17 protein-coding genes are annotated in these 19,403 nt (G+C 50.4%); 7 read left to right on the top strand and 10 right to left on the bottom strand.

The window, feature by feature from the left end:
- Window positions 1–191 (top strand): IS200/IS605 family transposase (locus CG67_RS06140; RefSeq protein ID WP_025901699.1); only part of this gene is annotated, 191 nt, incomplete at its 5' end.
- 1,588 nt (window positions 192–1,779) lie between these two features.
- Here the strand turns inward: CG67_RS06140 and CG67_RS06135 are convergent.
- The gene (locus tag CG67_RS06135) at window positions 1,780–2,712 is read right to left on the bottom strand and encodes an alpha/beta hydrolase (RefSeq protein WP_025902093.1); all 933 of its coding nucleotides are present in this window, start codon (window positions 2,710–2,712) and stop codon (window positions 1,780–1,782) included.
- Window positions 2,713–3,108: 396 nt separating this feature from the next.
- Between CG67_RS06135 and CG67_RS18655 the strand changes: the two genes are divergently transcribed.
- The gene (locus tag CG67_RS18655; protein WP_256360145.1) at window positions 3,109–3,231 is read left to right on the top strand and encodes a hypothetical protein; all 123 of its coding nucleotides are present in this window, start codon (window positions 3,109–3,111) and stop codon (window positions 3,229–3,231) included.
- 71 nt (window positions 3,232–3,302) lie between these two features.
- On the opposite strand, the gene CG67_RS06130 is transcribed toward CG67_RS18655, so the two are convergent.
- The 5 genes from CG67_RS06130 to putP form a co-directional block, all read right to left on the bottom strand.
- On the bottom strand, window positions 3,303–4,157 hold the full coding sequence (locus CG67_RS06130; RefSeq protein WP_025902092.1) for an SDR family oxidoreductase: 855 nt from the start codon (window positions 4,155–4,157) through the stop codon (window positions 3,303–3,305).
- 98 nt (window positions 4,158–4,255) lie between these two features.
- Window positions 4,256–4,801, bottom strand: coding sequence for a hypothetical protein (locus CG67_RS06125; RefSeq protein ID WP_051546341.1), 546 nt, complete (start codon window positions 4,799–4,801; stop codon window positions 4,256–4,258).
- The gene (locus CG67_RS06120) at window positions 4,802–5,419 is read right to left on the bottom strand and encodes a glycoside hydrolase family 19 protein (RefSeq protein WP_025902090.1); all 618 of its coding nucleotides are present in this window, start codon (window positions 5,417–5,419) and stop codon (window positions 4,802–4,804) included.
- Window positions 5,420–5,725: 306 nt separating this feature from the next.
- Complete coding sequence (gene phoH / locus CG67_RS06115; RefSeq protein ID WP_025902089.1) at window positions 5,726–6,514, bottom strand: phosphate starvation-inducible protein PhoH; 789 nt, start codon at window positions 6,512–6,514, stop codon at window positions 5,726–5,728.
- A gap of 796 nt (window positions 6,515–7,310) precedes the next feature.
- Window positions 7,311–8,795, bottom strand: coding sequence for a sodium/proline symporter PutP (gene putP / locus CG67_RS06105; protein WP_025902087.1), 1,485 nt, complete (start codon window positions 8,793–8,795; stop codon window positions 7,311–7,313).
- A 405-nt stretch (window positions 8,796–9,200) separates the two neighbouring features.
- Here putP and putA point away from each other — a divergent pair, with 405 nt between their 5' ends.
- Entirely contained in the window at window positions 9,201–13,154 is a 3,954-nt protein-coding gene (gene putA / locus CG67_RS06100) for a trifunctional transcriptional regulator/proline dehydrogenase/L-glutamate gamma-semialdehyde dehydrogenase (protein ID WP_025902086.1), read from the top strand.
- A 274-nt stretch (window positions 13,155–13,428) separates the two neighbouring features.
- On the opposite strand, the gene yedD is transcribed toward putA, so the two are convergent.
- Window positions 13,429–13,902, bottom strand: coding sequence for a lipoprotein YedD (yedD, locus tag CG67_RS06095; protein WP_025902085.1), 474 nt, complete (start codon window positions 13,900–13,902; stop codon window positions 13,429–13,431).
- 184 nt (window positions 13,903–14,086) lie between these two features.
- Here yedD and CG67_RS06090 point away from each other — a divergent pair, with 184 nt between their 5' ends.
- The 3 genes from CG67_RS06090 to proX all read left to right on the top strand — a co-directional run bounded on the left by CG67_RS06090 (window position 14,087) and on the right by proX (window position 16,279).
- The gene (locus CG67_RS06090; protein WP_025902084.1) at window positions 14,087–14,410 is read left to right on the top strand and encodes a DUF6388 family protein; all 324 of its coding nucleotides are present in this window, start codon (window positions 14,087–14,089) and stop codon (window positions 14,408–14,410) included.
- Window positions 14,411–14,532: 122 nt separating this feature from the next.
- Window positions 14,533–14,637 (top strand): small membrane protein YniD, encoded by a 105-nt coding sequence (yniD, locus tag CG67_RS18525; RefSeq protein ID WP_235501106.1) that lies wholly within the window; start codon window positions 14,533–14,535, stop codon window positions 14,635–14,637.
- Between the two features lie 646 nt (window positions 14,638–15,283).
- Window positions 15,284–16,279: a glycine betaine/L-proline ABC transporter substrate-binding protein ProX gene (gene proX, locus CG67_RS06085; RefSeq protein WP_025902083.1), complete on the top strand. Its 996-nt coding sequence runs from the start codon at window positions 15,284–15,286 to the stop codon at window positions 16,277–16,279.
- Between the two features lie 450 nt (window positions 16,280–16,729).
- On the opposite strand, the gene CG67_RS06080 is transcribed toward proX, so the two are convergent.
- The 3 genes from CG67_RS06080 to CG67_RS06070 form a co-directional block, all read right to left on the bottom strand.
- Window positions 16,730–16,912, bottom strand: coding sequence for a hypothetical protein (locus tag CG67_RS06080; RefSeq protein WP_025902082.1), 183 nt, complete (start codon window positions 16,910–16,912; stop codon window positions 16,730–16,732).
- Between the two features lie 129 nt (window positions 16,913–17,041).
- The gene (locus tag CG67_RS06075; RefSeq protein WP_025902081.1) at window positions 17,042–17,236 is read right to left on the bottom strand and encodes a hypothetical protein; all 195 of its coding nucleotides are present in this window, start codon (window positions 17,234–17,236) and stop codon (window positions 17,042–17,044) included.
- Between the two features lie 66 nt (window positions 17,237–17,302).
- Window positions 17,303–17,506 carry an ogr/Delta-like zinc finger family protein gene (locus CG67_RS06070; protein ID WP_025902080.1) on the bottom strand — a complete coding sequence of 68 codons (204 nt, stop codon included), beginning with the start codon at window positions 17,504–17,506 and terminating at the stop codon, window positions 17,303–17,305.
- A 994-nt stretch (window positions 17,507–18,500) separates the two neighbouring features.
- On the opposite strand from CG67_RS06070, the gene CG67_RS06065 reads away from it, so the two are divergent.
- Window positions 18,501–19,151: a LexA family transcriptional regulator gene (locus CG67_RS06065; RefSeq protein WP_025902079.1), complete on the top strand. Its 651-nt coding sequence runs from the start codon at window positions 18,501–18,503 to the stop codon at window positions 19,149–19,151.
- Window positions 19,152–19,403: the final 252 nt, after the last annotated feature.

Genomic DNA, 19,403 nt, shown 5'->3' with positions numbered 1-19,403 from the left:
ATGAACAGTTCGGGGATTTGAAATTTAAGTATAGAAACAGGGAGTTCTGGTGCCGTGGATACTATGTAGACACGGTAGGCAAGAACACGAAAAAGATACAGGAATATATAAAGCACCAGCTCGAAGCGGATAAAATGGGAGAGCAGTTGTCGATCCCTTATCCGGGAAGCCCGTTTACGGGCCGTAAGTAATCCAAAATGCAAATGTCAGATTGCGATGCGCCTGTTAGGGCGCTGCTGGTAAGAGAGCCTTACAGGCGCATTTGAAAAACCTCCGGCTATGCCGGAGGATATTTATTGCCTTATTTTCTGCCTCACCGGTATCTGGCCGTCACTCTGCGTTCGGCGCTGCGGATAGCGCCCCAAAACCTGCTATCCGGGCATCGCCACTGTTTTTCGGTTTTAAAACAAAACCCCAATCCGCTTAATAACAGATTTAGCACCGTTGGCAGGGCGACATCGCACCGCTGAGCGAGTGAATACGTCCAGGACGAGCCGCAGGGACGCGGCGAGAGGTCATGCTGAGCAGGAGCGAATCATGACCGGTCCGTAAAGGACATATGAGTGAGTGAAGGTACCGCGTAGCGGCGGGCAGGCTTGTCGCAAGGCAGGGAGTGCAGAGGGCGCGGCCTGGCGCCCTTTGCCCGGTCGCCCGCAGCGGATTACAGGCAGCAAGCCTTATTACAAAGCGAACGGAATATTCACGGTCTGAGATAAAAATTACAGATGAGTTTAAAACCCGAAGACCGTCTAACGAAAAATCCCCCGGTTTTCTCCGGGCCCCCACCCGGTGAATTACCGCGACATCGCACCGCTGAGCGAGTGAATACGTCCAGGACGAGCCGCAGGGACGCGGCGAGAGGTCGTGCTGAGCAGGAGCGAATCATGACCGGTCCGTAAAGGACATATGAGTGAGTGAAGGTACCGCGCAGCGGCGGGCAGGCTTGTCGCAAGGCCGGGAGTGCAGAGGGCGCGGCCATGCGCCCTTTGCCCGGTCGCCCGCAGCGGATTACAGGCAGCAAGCCTTATTATAAAGCGAACGGAATATTCACGGTCTGAGATAAAAATTACAGATGAGTTTAAAACCCGAAGACCGTCTAACGAAAAATCCCCCGGTTTTCTCCGGGCCCCCACCCGGTGAATTACCGCGACACCGCACCGCTGAGCGAGTGAATACGTCCAGGACGAGCCGCAGGGACGCGGCGAGAGGTCATGCTGAGCATGGAGCGAATCATGACCGGTCCGTAAAGGACACATGAATGAGTGAAGGTACCGCGCAGCGGCGGGCAGGCTTGTCGCAAGGCAGGGAGTGCAGAGGGCGCGGCCATGCGCCCTCTGCCCGGTCGCCCGCAGCGGATTACAGGCAGCAAGCCTTATTATAAAGCGAACGGAATATTCACGGTCTGAGATAAAAATTACAGATGAGTTTAAAACCCGAAGACCGGCTAACGAAAAATCCCCCGGTTTTCTTCGGGCTACCCATCCGGTGAATTACCGCGACATCGCACCGCTGAGCGAGTGAATACGTCCAGGACGAGCCGCAGGGACGCGGCGAGAGGTCATGCTGAGCAGGAGCGAATCATGACCGGTCCGTAAAGGACACATGAATGAGTGAAGGTACCGCGCAGCGGCGGGCAGGCCTGTCGCAAGGCCGGGAGTGCAGAGGGCGCGGCCATGCGCCCTTTGCCCGGTCGCCCACGGCGGATTACAGGCAGCAAGCCTTATTACAAAGCGAACGGAACACTCACCGTGCTGATAATAAAAAACTCCTCCCTCACCTTTAACTTACAGCACGTTGCCATGCCGTCAGCCAATTCGCATAATGCGCTGGCCACCTCACCGTCGGTGTGCCGGGTTTTCCCATACCGAATCCATGTCCGCCGCGGGAATAACGAAATAACTCAACCGGCACATGTTCCCGCTGACAGGCAGCCTGCAGAATCAGGGTATTTTCAGGGTCAGACACCGGATCATCTTTCGCCTGCACCAGGAAAAATGGAGGTGACTGCGGTGTCACAAAATTCTGTACTGACCACTGTGCATCCTGCTGCAGAGAAGCCCCTGTACCGGCCAGGATACGGTGTGTTGAGGTATGCGTATAGGGAGGTTCAAGTGTGATCACCGGGTAAATTAATGCTGCCCGGTCAGCCTTTGCGGGCAGAGAATCAAGAGCATCTGTCGGAGGGTAACTGACAAAATTACTGCGGGTCACGGCTAATCCCAGTAAATGAGCACCGGCAGAAAACCCCAGTACACTCAGGTGCTTCTCCCGTTGCCTGATAATACGTAATGCCCGTTGCGCATCCTGCAAGGCCACCAGAGTACCCTCCCCCCAATTTTCATCAGGCAGGCGATACGTCAGTACATAGGCCCTAAAACCGCGGGCGGTAAGCCATGCCGCTGCGGGTAAAGCTTCTTTACGCATTTCTATCCGTTTATAACCCCCCCCGGCAGCAATCAGTACCGCATAACCGTTGGGATTAGCCGGTAAATAAACACTCAGTACGGGGCGGGCAATATGGCTCAGTGCACCATCCCCGGAAACTTTTACCGGCCCGCCTGGGCCTCCTCCTCCCGGAGGTATCCCCGCCCACAGCGGTATCACTTCCGCAGGGGGTGACTGCACGGGGGCCGCCTCAGCCACTGCACTCAGGCTTTGTCGGCCGCTGAACACTCCGGCGGCGACACACGCCAGGAAAGTACGACGATGCATCAATGGCCTCCTACAGTCAGAGAATTTTACCTGCAACAGACCGCGATATCCCCCCGAAGCACAACAGACAAATGACAGACGGTGTCCTGATGCCATGAACCATTACCGTTCCTCAGTCTCTGCCTCTTTTTCTGCCGGCGGAAATACCCGGAATACGCTGAATTTCACACACGAAAAAGTTTCCTCCCCCTCTGCTGCAATGGGGTGTAAACCTGCTCCCGCAGCAGGATCGGGTGAAAACATCTGTATGTGCTCCCCCCGGCAGGATGTGAAATTAAGACAACCCCTCACAGACAGCCGACAGTAAAGAAAATATTGTGTCATCAGGTAGTTATGTCTCATTCCTTTGATTTAAATGCCGAAAATTTCACTTTCTGACACTAAAGGCACATTATTATGATGAACTATCTGCTTCCGGGGATCGCCATACTGCTGTTAATCATTGCCGGCGTACTGTTTGTCTCCTATCTGCGGGACAGGCGTAAAACCCGCTTCTCCCGCGGAAACAAACGTCGTTAAACGTTCGGTTATCACATCACTGGCCGTATCCTGCGATTTGCACAGGATACGGTCCTTCCTGTCGCCGGAGATTATTTCCCGTTGGGAGTTTCCGGCTGTAGTTCATAGGCTTTTTGTACCAGCGGATCCCGCTCAGCCTTATCCGTCACTTTACGATCCCATATTTCATCCATCTGGCGACGTGTATCTTCTGTGATCTCTTGCGGAACAACATTCCGGTAATGTGTTTCCTCACCGGTCACCACTTTTACAATCAGTTCAGATACCTGATGTGGCTGATACTGTTCATGCGGGAATGCAATTTGTGAATAGTCGAATACCGTATCTTCTTTATCTTCCGGCCACCAGTGTTGCCACGCTTCAAACATACGGTCATTGAACCCGGTCAGAATCGGGCCCGGGTTTACCGTCGCAACCTGCACACCAAATTCACGCAATTCTTTATGCAACGCTTCGGCAAAAGCTTCCAGCGCATGTTTACTGGCTGAATAAGCCCCGGCAAACGGATCTGTGGTGATCCCTGCGACCGATGAAACGAAAACAATTTTTCCCTCTTTCCGGTCGATAAACTGCCGTGCAAACTGCTGAGTCAGAAGAATGCTCCCGAAAACATTGACTTCAAACTGACGACGAAGCTGTTCTTCAGGCAGATCAACCACCGCCCCGCCTTCCGATATACCGGCATTATTAAGCAGAATATCGACCGGCCAACTGGCCGCGAGCAGACGATCATTCTCGTCAGTAATGTCCAGTTTCTCCACCCGTAAGTCCAGACCCTGCTGACGGGCAGTCTCTTTCAGAGGCTGAATTTGTGCAACAGTTTCAGTGGCAGCAATCACCTGATACCCGGCTTTGGCAAGCAATAATGCGCTTTCTTTACCGAATCCGCTGCCGGCACCGGTGATAAGTACAGTCTTCTGTGGCATGACATTTTCCTCTGCTGAATGTGATGGCTGACTCTTCAGTATAGAACACTCTTGTTTTCCGGCCTGGATAGCACAGTTTAGCTGCACCGTATCAGACGTTACTGCTGCCCGGCCGTGCCCCGGACCCGGAGTTTATCTGCCTGTGAAATGGCCTGTAGCTGATGGTTTGCGTTATTAATCGCATTCAGCAGAGGGTAGATCCACAATACGGCCTGACAATAGCTCAGATGTCCGGGGGTAAGGGAACCAGCACGGGTTGCAGCAGCGCTGCCGGCAGTGGCTGGCACTGTGCCGGCACGTAAATCTTGCGTGTAACGGTACAACCGCTGAGCAATGTCATCAGGCACAGGAATATCACAGGTTTTCTGGCGACGGAGAACAGTCCGGAATTCATTAATATTTTCCTCACTTTGCGTACTTGCGCGTAAATTCGTTTGCAGAGCTTTTTCAGAAAGTTCGTTCAGTCGCTGCCACTGGTTATTCTGTATTCTGATAACCTGTGCCTGATACTGCTGTTCTTTCTCTGCCTGATGTTGTGCAGTGACAGCGCTTTTATAGCGGTAAGCAGTCACTGCGCTTATGACAACCGTCAGTAACCAGAAAATGCCGATCACAATGGCCAGAATGGATTTCATTTTCATCATTTATGCCTGCTGCAATGCGGTCAGTGCGGTCTGCAGGCGCTCTGCTCTGTCGGTAAGACCATTCCTGCCACCGTTGATGATTTCCGTTACTTTCACCAGATCCCCGGAACAAGCCAGACATCCCTGTGATGCGAAAAACCAGGCGGCGGAAAGTGCGGCGGGCGTATCGGTCGCCAGCAGGTCCGGGTGGCTGAGCAACGGCAAGCCAATACCGGAGGCACAGCGTAAATAATTCTCCCGACCGGTGATCTGAATCAGCCCCCTGCCGCGGTAAATCCAGCCTTCTGCCGGTGTCAGGTTGCCCAGCCGCTGTCCATATAATTGCTCTGCAATTTGTGGTTGCTGAGCAGAATGCGCTGCGGTGCGGCCCAGGGCCATAGCCTGCTGCGGGGTAAAATAAGATGAAAAGAGTTGTTGTAACGCCTCCGGGGTATAGTTAAAACATTCCGTCAGTGTGGTGAATCCTCCGGATTCATGGGCGGTCTGAGCAATAAACATGGCCTGATCGATGGGACGGATAATCGAAAAACGTTCCATCGCCCCGGTCACTGGCTCAAGCCAGCGTGATGCCAGGTCCCCACTGATGCCGGCGGCAGCGGCAAATTGTTCTGTTTGCATTATCAAAAGACTCCTGCTTAATCGCGACCCTGAGGGGTCAGAAATAAGGTGAGTCCTGACAGTAAGTCGCCAGCCATCGGGCCACCAGCAGTGAGTGTTGTGCCCCGTGACAGCCAACAAAAGGGTGTGTATAACACGAAAAAACGCAGAGACAGGGCCGGGAACGGGCAGAGGATCAGTGCAGTGCTCAGTCTGTGGCGTAAGCAAGGGAGACAAAAAAGAGGTAGCAGCAATCACGCGGCGACCTCTCTGAAATTAACTTTCTCTGCCGGCAGTCTTCACCGCCGGTAACCTGGCCGGATTAGCTTAGCTATAGGCCTCTAAAGTCCGCTGGCACAGCTCTGAACGGACGCAATCCTGTTTATCGAAACGGATCAAGCCGACCAGCTCATCTTCCTCAAAGCGCTGTAATGCATCCGCCAGGCCGGATGTGACTCCCCGGGGTAAATCACACTGGGTAATATCGCCGTTGACGATAACAGTGACATTTTCGCCCAGGCGGGTCAGAAACATCTTCATCTGAGCCGCGGTGACGTTCTGGGCTTCATCAAGAATCACAAACGCATTCTCGAACGTCCGCCCGCGCATGTACGCAAAAGGTGCAATCTCAACTTTACCGATTTCCGGGCGCAGACAATATTGCATGAAGGACGCGCCCAGGCGTTTTACCAGCACATCATAAACCGGACGAAAATACGGGGCGAATTTCTCAGAAATATCACCAGGCAGGAAGCCCAGATCCTCATCGGCCTGCAGGACCGGCCGTGTAACAATGATCCTCTCGACATCTTTATTAGACAAGGCTTCTGCGGCTTTCGCTGCACTGATCCAGGTTTTACCGCACCCGGCTTCACCGGTGGCGAATATAAGCTGTTTGTGTTCAATGGCTGAAAGATAATTTGCCTGTGCCTCGTTACGTGCTGCAATCACAGAACGGTCACGACTATCACGGGCCATGCCAATCGAATCCATGCCACCCATTTGTACCAGCGAGGTCACCGATTCTTCTTCACGCTGACGATGACTGCGTGAATCATTACGGATCACACGGCGCGCTTCACGACGCGCTTTAATCACTGCTTTCTGTCTTCCCATGTTGGCACCTTACAGTTGGTTTCATTTTCCGGCCTGAATATCAGGCGCGTATACGTGAACGCTTTAGAGGTTTACAGGCTTCCTTCTGAGCCACGAACAGCCATTGAGAACAGTACCTCGTTAAAAAAACGTGTACCGGTAAAAGAGACATGAAGTAATGAAATTAAGCTGAGTAAGAAAAAGGATTTTTGAGTGTGCTGCCTCTTCACGTCTGGCGACGCGAGTGAAATGTTGCTGATGTAATAACGACAGTCACCATTCATACACACACTCCGGAGAAACTTCGTAATACTGAAACTCTCAATGAATAACTTGTACCAGCTCCCCGGGGAATGCAACAATATTTTTACTTAATTTCTGATTAGATATTTTTCATTCTGCCTGAACATCGATGCCATCGGATATCATTATCTTTTTATAACAAACAGATGCATTATTTATGGCTATTTTTCATACAACCCCAAATAGTGCTATGAAAAAAAACAGGGACCGAAGAATAACCGGCAGCTACAGTGGTTCTGTCTAACCGGTATACAAAGAGTGACTGGACCGGCAGAACAGAAAATTTTAATAAGAATATTCTGCGAGCCTCCCGCAGAGTGATAAACAGATGACAATGAGAAGATGACACCAGGAGCTGCCCCACCCCCTTTCATCACTCAAACACGAGAGTAACCACATAAGGATTTACAGGGGGCCACTTGCAAAGCAAAGCCTGCGAGTTTTTCTCACAGGGTATCGGGAACGTCCTCTGTCATCGTCCTCCGGATACAGCCCCCGGACGGCTAATCGCGCCTCAGTCGCTAAGGAATTCCTGGCGTGCATTCTCAAAACGCTGTAACGCAGCTTCGGAAGGTTTTTTGCCGATAAAGCTGAATACGACGATAGCCAATAAGCCGGCGATAAAGCCCGGAATAATTTCGTACAGACCAAAGAAGTTATACTGTTTCCAGAAAATGACCGTTGAGGCCCCGACGATCATCCCCGCCAGAGCACCGTTCCGGCTCATTCGCTTCCAGCAAAGGCTCATCAGGATCACCGGGCCAAAGGCTGCACCAAATCCGGCCCAGGCATAACTCACCAGACCCAGAACTTTATTATCAGGATCACGGGCCAGCAGGATCGCAATGACAGCCACCAGTAATACCATCAGTCGGCCAATCCAGACGCGTTCCTGTTGTCCGGCATTTTTGCGAAAGAATGCGCGATAGAAATCTTCGGTCAGAGCACTTGAGCAAACCAGTAACTGACAACTTAGTGTCGACATCACTGCCGCAAGAATAGCTGACAGCAAAACCCCGGTAATCCAGGGATTGAACAGAATTTTGGTCAGTTCAATAAAGATCCTTTCTCCGTTTTTATTCACCTCGCCCGCGAGTTCAGGATGATTATCAAAATAAGCAATGCCGAAGAAACCTACGGATACGGCGCCCGCCAGACACAGTATCATCCACGTCATGCCGATACGACGGGCGGCCACCATAGAGCGATGTGAATCTGCGGCCATAAACCGTGCCAGAATATGTGGCTGCCCGAAATAACCCAGTCCCCAGCCCAGCATAGATACAATGGCAATCACATCCATCCGGTTAACAATATCGGTAAAACCAGGGCCATGATGCTCAATTACCGTCATCGCTTGCGGAATACCGCCAACGGCAAAAATAACGATCAGCGGGGTCAGAAGAAGCGCGAAGATCATCAGGCTGGCCTGAACCGTATCGGTCCAGCTGACCGCCAGAAACCCACCCAGGAAGGTATAAATAATGGTCGCAGCAGCTCCGGCCCAGAGCGCGGTTTCATAGCTCATACCAAAGGTACTTTCAAAAAGCCGCGCACCCGCCACAATTCCGGAAGCACAATAGATAGTGAAAAAGACCAGAATGATCACCGCAGAGATAACCCGTAAGAGTTTACTGCGGTCTTCAAAGCGACTGGTGAAATAGTCGGGCAGAGTCAGCGCATTATTATGATGCTCAGTATGTACCCGAAGTCTGCCGGCAATAATTTTCCAGTTCAGCCAGGCACCGATGATAAGCCCGATGGCAATCCAGCTTTCCGAAATACCGGAAAGAAAAATCGCACCCGGTAGCCCCATCAGCAACCAGCCGCTCATATCCGAAGCACCTGCAGAAAGTGCCGTGACGAGGCTCCCTAAACTACGACCACCAAGGATATAGTCATCAAAGTTTTTCGTTGAACGCCAGGCAAAAAAGCCGATCAAAAGCATACCAAAGATATAAATAATAAATGTTACTAACAAAGGGGTACTGACTGTCATGTTTATCTCCATTTTCTATTATTATCAGGCTAATTCCTGCTGAATAGCACGTAAAAGTCATATGCAGGTCCATTACACGCACAGAAACCGTTCATTACGCCTGTTTTTTCTTCGCCCTGATTTTAACAGTGAAGTAACATTTAAAATCCCTTGATGCATCCTCTTTTTTTCAACAACCTGCGACGGATCATGTTTTTCACCCGTATTTTATGCATCCGGCATGCCACAGGGTGAATAATTATGGGGAAATATGTCGCAAATAATTCAAAATCTCTTTCCGGAGCTATGCCAGAGTTGCGCCGGGTAACACTTTTTAGTTTCATAAGTTTTTCATAGTTGCAACAGGTTGCAACATGGGTGATATTGAGGTGCAACCTTGCCTGTTAATCACTGACGGAGAACTGTATGGCAACGACCACCACGATGGGTGTTAAACTGGATGAAGAAACACGGGAACGTCTGAAAAAAGCCGCGAGTAAAATAGACCGGACGCCACACTGGCTGATCCGTCAGGCCATATTCAACCTGCTGGAAGCGATAGAATCCGGCCAGACCCCGTTCTTTTCTGAACTCTCCGGCACCGGTAATGAACCGGATAAAACCACGGAGAAAAACGAACCGGTGCAACCTTTCCTGGATTTTGCCGAACAGGTACTCCCTCAGTCAGTGATCCGTGCAGCGATCACTGCTGCATGGCGCAGGCCGGAAACCGATGCAGTCCCGATGATCCTGGAACAGGCACGCCTGACACCAGCGCTGTCAGAAAAAACCCATCAGCTGGCACATAAGCTCGCCGAAAACCTTCGCCAGCAAAAATCCAGCGGCGGCCGTGCCGGGATGGTTCAGGGGCTGTTGCAGGAGTTCTCTTTGTCTTCTCAGGAGGGTGTCGCACTGATGTGTCTCGCTGAGGCGCTATTAAGGATCCCCGATAAACCCACCCGGGATGCACTGATCCGCGACAAAATCAGCCACGGTAACTGGCAATCACATCTCGGGCGCAGCACCTCGTTATTTGTCAATGCCGCTACCTGGGGGCTATTGGTCACCGGAAAACTGGTCGCTACCCATAACGAAGCCAGCCTGTCACGATCACTAAACCGTATTATCAGTAAAAGCGGTGAACCGGTGATCCGCAAAGGGGTGGATATGGCAATGCGTCTGATGGGTGAACAGTTCGTCACCGGTGAGACTATCTCTGAAGCTCTGGCTAATGCACGGCGTCTTGAAGATAAAGGCTTCCGTTACTCTTATGACATGCTGGGTGAAGCGGCTCTGACCCGTAAAGACGCCGAGGCTTATCTGCTTTCTTATCAGCAGGCGATCCATGCCATCGGTAAAGCCTCAAATGGCCGCGGGATTTATGAAGGTCCGGGAATTTCTATCAAGCTTTCAGCCCTGCACCCGCGTTACCAGCGCGCACAGTATGACCGTGTCATGGATGAGCTGTATCCGGTGCTGAAATCACTGACGTTGCTGGCCCGTGAATACGATATCGGTATTAATATTGATGCAGAAGAAGCTGACCGGCTGGAACTGTCACTCGATTTGCTGGAAAAACTCTGTTTCGAGCCCGCACTGGAAGGATGGAATGGCATTGGTTTCGTTATCCAGGCCTATCAGAAACGTTGCCCGTTTGTGGTGGATTCACTGATTGATCTTGCCCGTCGCAGCCACCGCCGACTGATGATCCGTCTGGTCAAAGGGGCATATTGGGATAGCGAAATTAAACGTGCTCAGACTGAGGGGCTGGAAGGTTATCCGGTCTATACCCGTAAAGTCTATACCGATGTCTCCTACCTGGCCTGTGCCCGCAAATTGCTGTCTGTCCCGAATCTGATTTACCCGCAATTCGCGACCCATAATGCCCAGAGTCTGGCGGCTATCTATCAGTTAGCCGGGAATAACTATTATCCCGGTCAGTATGAATTCCAGTGTTTGCATGGGATGGGCGAGCCGTTATACGAACAGGTCGTCGGTCCGTTGTCAGAAGGCAAACTGAATCGCCCCTGCCGTATTTATGCCCCGGTCGGAACACATGAAACACTGCTGGCCTATCTGGTACGCCGGTTACTGGAAAACGGGGCAAACACTTCGTTTGTTAACCGTATTGCCGATAAGAGCCTGTCGCTGGAGGATTTGATTATTGACCCGGTACTTGCTACCGATACGCTGGCCGCCGAAGAAGGTGCCGCAGGTCTGCCTCATCCGAAAATCCCGTTACCCCGGGATTTATACGGTGACACACGTAAGAATTCAGAAGGTCTGGATCTGGCGAACGAACACCGGCTGGCCTCGTTATCCAGTGCCTTACTCAACAGCGCCTCCCGCCACTGGCTGGCTGAGCCACTGATCGATGCGCCGCCGGGCTCCGGAGAACACCCTGTGCTGCCGGTCGTCAACCCGGCTGCCCCCCGGGATGTCGTAGGTAGCGTACGTGAGGCAACCTCACAGGAAGTCACTGCAGCGATTGCGGCCAGTACCCGGGCCTCCTCTATCTGGTTTGCCACTCCGCCGCAGGAAAGAGCGGCGATCCTGGAGGATGCTGCCGTCCGTATGGAAGGACAGATGCAAATCCTGATGGGACTGCTGATCCGTGAAGCCGGAAAGTCTTACCCGAACGCGATTGCCGAAATTCGCGAAGCGGTGGACTTCCTGCGCTATTACGCTGCTGCTGTACGCGAGAATTTTGATAATGAAACGCACCGCCCGCTGGGTACGGTGGTCTGTATCAGTCCGTGGAACTTCCCGCTGGCCATTTTTACCGGGCAGATCGCCGCCGCGCTCGCCGCCGGTAATGCTGTACTGGCAAAACCTGCCGAACAGACGCCATTGATTGCCATGGAGGCTGTGCGGATCCTGCACGAGGCCGGGGTTCCGCGCGGTGTACTGCAGTTATTACCGGGGGCCGGAGAGAGTGTCGGCGCACAACTGGTTGCAGATCAAGCGATCCGTGGGGTGATCTTCACCGGCTCTACTGCTGTGGCAGCATTGTTGCAACGTAATCTTGCCGGGCGTCTTGACCCGTCAGGTCAGCCGGTGCCACTGATTGCTGAAACCGGCGGAATGAATGCTATGGTAGTCGACTCTTCGGCACTGACAGAACAGGTGGTGCTTGATGTGGTAGCTTCCGCCTTCGACAGTGCCGGCCAGCGTTGCTCCGCACTGCGACTGCTGTGTCTTCAGGAGGATGTGGCTGACCATACCCTGACGATGCTGCGTGGCGCGATGGCAGAGTACCGGATCGGGAATCCGGAATATCTGTCCACGGATATCGGCCCGGTGATCGACGATGATGCCCGCAGGATGATTGAGGAGCACATCTCCGCGATGGCGGAGAAAGGCTTTAGCGTTTCGCGTATTACCCACCCGGAGGGCGAGAAAGCGGCCCGCCTGAGCCAGGGACATTTCGTTATCCCGGCCTTAATAGAAATCGATTCGCCTGCTGACCTGAAGCAGGAGATTTTCGGCCCGGTATTACATGTGGTGCGCTATCCCCGTAACGGCCTGGCGAAAGTGCTGGAAAGCATTAACAGTTCCGGCTACGGACTGACCTTTGGGGTTCACACCCGTATTGACGAGACTATCCACCAGGTCACTGGCGGGATCCATGCCGGTAACCTCTATGTTAACCGTAATATGGTGGGTGCCGTCGTTGGTGTGCAACCGTTCGGCGGTGAAGGCCTCTCCGGTACCGGTCCGAAAGCCGGCGGCCCTCTGTACCTGTACCGGTTACTATCCTCACGACCGAATGACGCCATAAAAGTGACGCTGTCACAGATACCCTCGCTGCTGCCTGATTCGGATATGACTCTGCCGGAACCGTTTGTCGCACTGAGCTCATACGCTCAGACCCTGGAAAACACACGTCTGACGGAACAGTGTCGCCGTTTTGCGGAAGAGAATCAGAGCCAGCGCGTCAAAATATTAACCGGTCCGACCGGAGAACGTAACAGCTATACCCTGCTCCCCCGGGAGCGGGTCTTGTGTCTGGCGGATACCTCTGAAGATGCACTGTGTCAGCTGGCTCTGGCCCTCTGTACCGGCTGCCGGGTTCTTTGGCCTGACGATGAAAATCACCGTCAGTGGCTTGGTTCCTTACCGGCAGAGGTACAGCGACAGGTGGACCTCAGTTCATCAGCAATCGATGATAATTATGACGCGGTCATTTTCCATGGAGATGCTGACCAGTTGAGTCTGCTATGTCGTCAGGTCGCGTTACGTAACGGCCCTATCGTATCAGTGCAGGGGTTTGCACGCGGAGAGACTTCTCTGTTAAGCGAACGGTTGCTGATTGAACGTTCGGTGAGCGTTAATACGGCGGCGGCCGGAGGTAACGCCAGCCTGATGACCATCGGCTGATGCCTGTCTGTGGCCCGGCAGATCGGGCCGCAGAACGGTAGTGGTTCTCCCGGCCAATCGTTTCAGGCGGCGTCACACGGTCATCCCTGCAAGGCTTATGTCTATCCGACCCGCAGTGTTCATCTTGCCGTGGTGATGCCTGCAGAGAGATATCCGGACATAGCATGGGAACCCGGGATCTGCGCGGGGGTGTCACCGCGAAGCGTGAGAGGGGTGTCCGGGTGAACGTATTGGTTTAACTGACCTGCCATTGGGATCAGGCAGGTCACATCATTCAACCCGCCGTACTGCCATCCGCAAAGTGATTTTGCATGAGGGCTGGCTGAATATCCTGAATAACCTGTTGCTGCGGGTGATCCCTGGACTCGGACAAGGCTTTGCGGCACTCTTCGGTCGGCTGACTGACTTTTTTCAGCGTCAGGCCATCGTAGTGCATTACCCCGTTTTCCACCGTGACTGACATGACCCGTAACTGGCGATTAATATTCACCAGTTCATCATCAATCTGAGACAACTTTCCTGGCTTGGCAATGACCCGCTGCCACTGGCGGCAATCCAGGGTATCCCCTTGCGGACTGATGAGTAAAGAAGCCATCGCCTGAGGGCTGACCAGCGCTGATTGTGGTCCGTCACTCTGCCAGACTCCAGCCATCCCGGCCGGAGCCGGAACTTTAGCGGCCTGCGGGTAATTATCAATCTGCGCACAGCCAGCTAATGCCAGCAAAGGTAATAACATCCATCTTTTCATATACTTTCTCTGTTAACCCGTCACCGGAACCTGTTCCCCGGACATTATATAGAGTCCTCATGCTATTGCAGCCCCTGAGGAGCAAATATCCCGCAGTAAATCCCGCCAGGTTACCACAGTTTGCCCTGACATTAGTCTGCGGAGCAGATACAATTACGCTATGTTGGTTGATAAGAAGAATGCTATGAAAACGCCCGAACAGTATTATGTGATTGCCCGAGATATGTTTTTCTCGGCGCATCCTGATTTTAATCAGGCCCTGAACGAAATAACAGAAGAAGAAGCAAAACAAGCGGGTATGGAGCCTGAAGCTTATCGTGCACTACAGGCCGAACGTATATACGCCGCATTTCTGCGTCAGAAAAAACTGGATGGGATGATTTTTTCGATCCAGCTTGCCGAGCCGGATAAAGAAGTGGCTGCAACGGCGATTGAGAATTATCTGAAAAGTCATGCTGAGGCTCTGGGAATGAGCTGGGAAGAGTTCCTGATCAAAAATGAACTCTGAGTGATCAGCAGTATTAAAACACGGGGGGAATGCATTCCCCCTGTACTCTGTTGATTGTCTGTTAAAGGCGCTTCTGCTACTGTAAATATCAGTATAAAACTGACCGCCGGGGATTGAGCTGCATGGCAAATAACCGAAGTAAAAAATACGGAAAAATGGTACTGGTTTTGGTCTTCATCTGCCTGGGTCTGCTGATGTTGCGCTGGGCTGCCATGATTTGGGGATAACCCTGTGTCGTGCCATCCTGCCACCACCCCTCTGTCTGCTCCCCTTATAGCAACATAAATCGCCTGCGAATTTACAGATACAGGCCGCATGCTCTGCTGTATTTATTGATCCGCAGAATAATACACCCGTTGCTTGCCATCTCTTTGCAGTATTATTCTGCCAGATATTAGTCACCTGGCATAATTCAGCACATTTCAAGGCGTAAGCCTTTCCCCATATAGGTTATTCGCTCCTGACATGCCGGTGATATTTCCCACGCAATGGATAAACTTCAATTCCGGAAAATATGCCAGAAATATCCCCCGGACTGTAATGACACCTATTCCACTACATCCCCCGCCGCTACGCGTTTTCCGGAGAAAATTGCGCCCTGTTTGATGTAAAAATAACAGGATATAGCCCGTATGATATTCAAACGATATTCCTGGCTGCAATACTTTAGCAGGTGACAATAAGCAGAGAAATTTTACACGAAATTATTCATCGTGCCGCAGAGGATTTATATATTCCGTCACGCTGGCGGATATCATGTATTTTTCACAGAAAATAGAATATTTATCGGCATTATAGTCCATCGGTAATTAAATTTGATTTCCGCGCCAGGGATTGTTAGCGTAAAAAAGATCAGAACAACAGGAGCCACATGTGAATAAAAAAATAATTCTCCCTGCATTAATTTTCTCTCTATGCGGAACCGCAACTGCACAGGATCTTCCGGGTAAAGGCATTTCCGTTCAGGCGGTAAAAAGTCCGCTGGCAGAAGAGTCATTCCAGACTGAGTTAGCTAATCGCGCGCTAGCTAAACTAGGCTATGATGTTAAGCCCACTCAGGAAGTGGACTATAGTGTTGCTTATGCCTCTGTGGCCAGAGGTGATGCGACTTTCCTGACCGTCGACTGGGAGCCGTTGCAGTCTGATATGTATAACTCCGCCGGAGGAGACAAAAGCTTTTTCCGTGCAGGTCCTTATATTACCGGCGCAGCCCAGGGATATCTGATTGATAAGAAAACGGCAGAAAAATATCACATCACCGATATCTCGCAATTAAAAGATCCTAAAATTGCCCGCTTGTTTGATGATACCGGTGACGGTAAAGCCTCGCTGACCGGTTGTGAGGCAGGATGGTCTTGCGGCAAAGTGATTGATGCCCAGATCAAAGCCTATGGCCTGAGCAATACGGTAGAACAGGATCAGGGCAGCTATTCGGCGATGATTGCTAACGTTATTTCACGCTATAAAGCCGGGAAACCTATCCTGTATTATACCTGGACGCCATACTGGGTGAGTTATATTCTGAAACCTGGTAAAGATGTCGTCTGGCTGACAGTACCCTTCTCTGCCGCCCCTGCCGGCCAGCCAAATACAGATACCCGTCTGCCGAATGGCAAAAACTACGGATTCAATGTAAACGTTGAAAATATTCTGGTCAATAAAGCCTGGGCAGATAAAAATCCGGCTGCGAAGAAACTCTTCAGCCTGATGAAAATCCCCTTACAGGATATCAGTCAGCAGAATATGAGCATGCATAATGGTGAAAGTTCCAGTGCGGATGTGTCCGCGCAGGTTGATGGATGGATTAAAGCACACCAGACAGAGTTTAACTCCTGGATTGCTGCAGCAGAAAAAGCGGCTGATCATTAATCGGCACAGCTTAATGATGTAATACTGCCACCTCCTGTCGTGTATATTCACGGCAGGAGTTTCCTGAATTACCCCCTGTCTTTATCGTAAATATTAAGATCCGCCTGAATGGTTGAGCTGCTAAATGAACACACTCTATGTACTGATACTCCATGGATTTGTCTTCAGGAGGAACTCATGGGTTGCAGAAAGATAATGCCGGATGATCGCATTTCGACCACCGGAAGGGGCTTTATACTTAATCCGTAGAATAACTACCGGAAGAATTTGATAGTGAATGTTCAGGCAGTCATCCGTTAATACCTGAACAATTGCAGACAGTATTCCTGCTTCAGAAAAAAGAAATATAAGCCGTACACCGGTGTTAACCGGTCAAAGATTTTTCACCCCGTAAACAACAACAGGATTGTGTTAACTCTCTCAGGTGGTGTCTTTTCCACCAGAAAAAATTTAATTAACTCCGCCACTGCTTAACATCATTTCTGAAAGTTCAGTAAAATTATAATTGGTTATCACTGGCAAAGGCTGCCCTTCGATGAAAATTCTGGTTTTATTACCGAAACCTTCAATCTTAATCACTTTTAACTTGTTGATTATAAATGGCTTACCATGAACATCTTTAAGCTGTAACATATCTTCCCCAAAAAAAATAACAAATTTAAGATTCTTCTAATTTCGACATGGATAATAATTAAAAACTTGCTTTTAATAAAGACAGTTTATGCAAAAACCACTAATAAACACATTAGACAGGAAAGTAAGCTAAAAATCCTTCAAAAACAGGTCAATTATTATCTCATTACGGAAAATATCATTCCATCGTGTGATGATTTCTCTCATTTCCTGTATTTTCATCTGCGGGCAGAGAAGAATCGAAATAAAGTTCGACGGAATAATCTCCCGCCCGGCCGGGAAAGTATCATCAGAATCCACGAAATCTCCCTCTTTCTCAACCACTCTTCTTCCCGCATCTCACCCATACCGTATCATTTAAGACCGCTGATATTTCTCCTTTCTGTCGCCTCATTCATAGCCCGGTGGCCGTGAACCCGATGCTGAAGTCGAAATATCCGGCGCAGTGATCAATTTATCCAGACTTTCAATGGTTTTAAATGTGCATGAACATTCTATATTCCGGCACTGGTAGTAGATTTCTTTTGCCGTTTCTGTCAGATAACGGCTGGTTCGCGTATGCGAATTATGCTGACAAACAGGGCAGCGCATCATCATTATCTCCTTATTGATAAACTAAAAAACCACCGGCATAGCGGTGGTTTCTGGCTCAGTCTTACAGTGACTGATAAGTAAACGGGCTTGGAGTAACAGGAAGCTGACAAGGTTACCGGGGTTTATGGCCGATTGACTTTCCGGAACTTTTCCCTGCCAGTTTAACTAATACGCCTCACTGGTATCCGCAGATGAACACCGGCGGTGAGGCAGTACAACCATAATTTAACTGATTTAAGACAGCCTTCAGGAATTAAGAGCTGTTAAGACTGGTGACTACGGGCATGATCAGTTTCTTCGCCCGTACTTTACTAAAAACGAACTCTGAGTCGGACACAGGTTAGATCGGAGGGGGGGTTACAGAACAGGTAAATAGCAGATAAAAAAACCCCGCTGTCGCGGGGTGGATAATATTAGCAAACCAGATGCACCCCGGTAATTCGCTGAATCAGAAAGGGGACATCCCGGCAACCCACCCGGTATATTCCGGGTATCATTGCCTAACCCGTATATGTACCGCCAAAAAAGACCGGGGTCAACATTAAAAAGTTCCAACTTATTGATCTGTTGCATTTAAAGACAATAAATACCGGATAAATACTTCCCATAAAAACAAAGAGCTATGAAAGTATTATCTTGCTTATTTTTATCAGTAAGATAATTATCTGGCTTTATATGATGCCATTAACCCGGTAATAGGTCTCTGCAATAGTAGTTACAAAGCAGGACCAAAAGTCCGATTCAGGGCGTTCAGAAATTCGCTTTTCAGCGACGCAGGCAAAAGCCGTTGTTAAAGAGCAAATTCATCCGGTATGTGATCTTTCCAATCATTCCCGTCCGCAGGATCATCGGGTTCAGTGATGTCAGAGACGGCCGGCCAGGTTACAATGTGTCCGCATTGCATCACTCTGGCTCCCGGATAACTTTTATTTAAGTTTTCTTTAAATGTAAAGATGAAGGAATCTTAAGTCAAGATAATTTAAGATAACTTAATATGAAAAATGAAACCATCGGCATGCGTATCCGTAAGCGCAGAAAAGAGCTCCGACTCACTCAGGCCGCCCTCGGTAGCAAAATCGGGGTGAAAGGCGGTGCTATCTCGCAATGGGAGGATGATAAAACCAGTCCCAAAGGTGAGAACCTGATTGCGCTATCCCAGGCACTGGGCTGTGTGCCTGAATTTCTTCTTTATGGAGAAAATTCCGCCTCTAATGTCGAGCCTGCGCATGCTGATATCAGACATATTCCTGTGATCAGCTACGTACAGGCGGGAGAATGGACGCCTGAGTCGACGATAAGGAACCTGGAGGGTAATATAGAGTACTTGCAGACGAATCTGGACTTATCGTCTTCCGCATTCACCCTGATCATCAAAGGCTGCTCTATGGAGCCTGAATTCAGTGAAGGGGATGCGGTGGTTATTGACCCCAATGTTTTCCCGCTGCCGGGGGATTTTGTTGTCGCAAAAAACGGTGAAGACGAAGCCTTATTTAAAAAGTATCGCCCCCGCGGGATCATCGGTGGCAATGAAGTGTTTGAACTGGTTCCGCTGAATGATGATTATCCGATACTTCGTTCTGATTCCTCGGAAATCCGGATTGTCGGTACCATGATGGAACACCGGAAATACCGGCGACGGAGATAAAAATCCCGCAGTACTGACACGCCCGCCACCTGACGGGCTCTTTCCTTGATCTTAAGATCCCTGAACATCCTGCACACAAAAACCTTCCTTAACTTAAATAAATCATTGCTTTATTATTTAAGATTACTTAACTTATTACCTGTTCCGGGCTTTCGTACCCACTGAATAAACCGGGAACATTACGCCGCCGGGGCTTACTGCAGGCAGTATATCTGTAAGATTGGCGGGCTCAACTGCAATACGCGTCATCAG

It is taken from the genome of Tatumella sp. UCD-D_suzukii, from assembly GCF_000611875.2.
Classification (GTDB): Bacteria; Pseudomonadota; Gammaproteobacteria; order Enterobacterales; family Enterobacteriaceae; genus Tatumella; species Tatumella ptyseos.
This window is presented reverse-complemented; position numbering and strand designations above follow the sequence as displayed.

Coding starts and splice junctions, on each gene's coding strand:
- CG67_RS06135 (WP_025902093.1), bottom strand. CDS start 2,712: ATGCATCGTCGTACTTTCCTGGCGTGTGTCGCCGCCGGAGTGTTCAGC.
- CG67_RS18655 (WP_256360145.1), top strand. CDS start 3,109: ATGATGAACTATCTGCTTCCGGGGATCGCCATACTGCTGTTAATCATT.
- CG67_RS06130 (WP_025902092.1), bottom strand. CDS start 4,157: ATGCCACAGAAGACTGTACTTATCACCGGTGCCGGCAGCGGATTCGGT.
- CG67_RS06125 (WP_051546341.1), bottom strand. CDS start 4,801: ATGATGAAAATGAAATCCATTCTGGCCATTGTGATCGGCATTTTCTGG.
- CG67_RS06120 (WP_025902090.1), bottom strand. CDS start 5,419: ATGCAAACAGAACAATTTGCCGCTGCCGCCGGCATCAGTGGGGACCTG.
- phoH (WP_025902089.1), bottom strand. CDS start 6,514: ATGGGAAGACAGAAAGCAGTGATTAAAGCGCGTCGTGAAGCGCGCCGT.
- putP (WP_025902087.1), bottom strand. CDS start 8,795: ATGACAGTCAGTACCCCTTTGTTAGTAACATTTATTATTTATATCTTT.
- putA (WP_025902086.1), top strand. CDS start 9,201: ATGGCAACGACCACCACGATGGGTGTTAAACTGGATGAAGAAACACGG.
- yedD (WP_025902085.1), bottom strand. CDS start 13,902: ATGAAAAGATGGATGTTATTACCTTTGCTGGCATTAGCTGGCTGTGCG.
- CG67_RS06090 (WP_025902084.1), top strand. CDS start 14,087: ATGAAAACGCCCGAACAGTATTATGTGATTGCCCGAGATATGTTTTTC.
- yniD (WP_235501106.1), top strand. CDS start 14,533: ATGGCAAATAACCGAAGTAAAAAATACGGAAAAATGGTACTGGTTTTG.
- CG67_RS06080 (WP_025902082.1), bottom strand. CDS start 16,912: ATGTTACAGCTTAAAGATGTTCATGGTAAGCCATTTATAATCAACAAG.
- CG67_RS06070 (WP_025902080.1), bottom strand. CDS start 17,506: ATGATGCGCTGCCCTGTTTGTCAGCATAATTCGCATACGCGAACCAGC.
- CG67_RS06065 (WP_025902079.1), top strand. CDS start 18,501: ATGAAAAATGAAACCATCGGCATGCGTATCCGTAAGCGCAGAAAAGAG.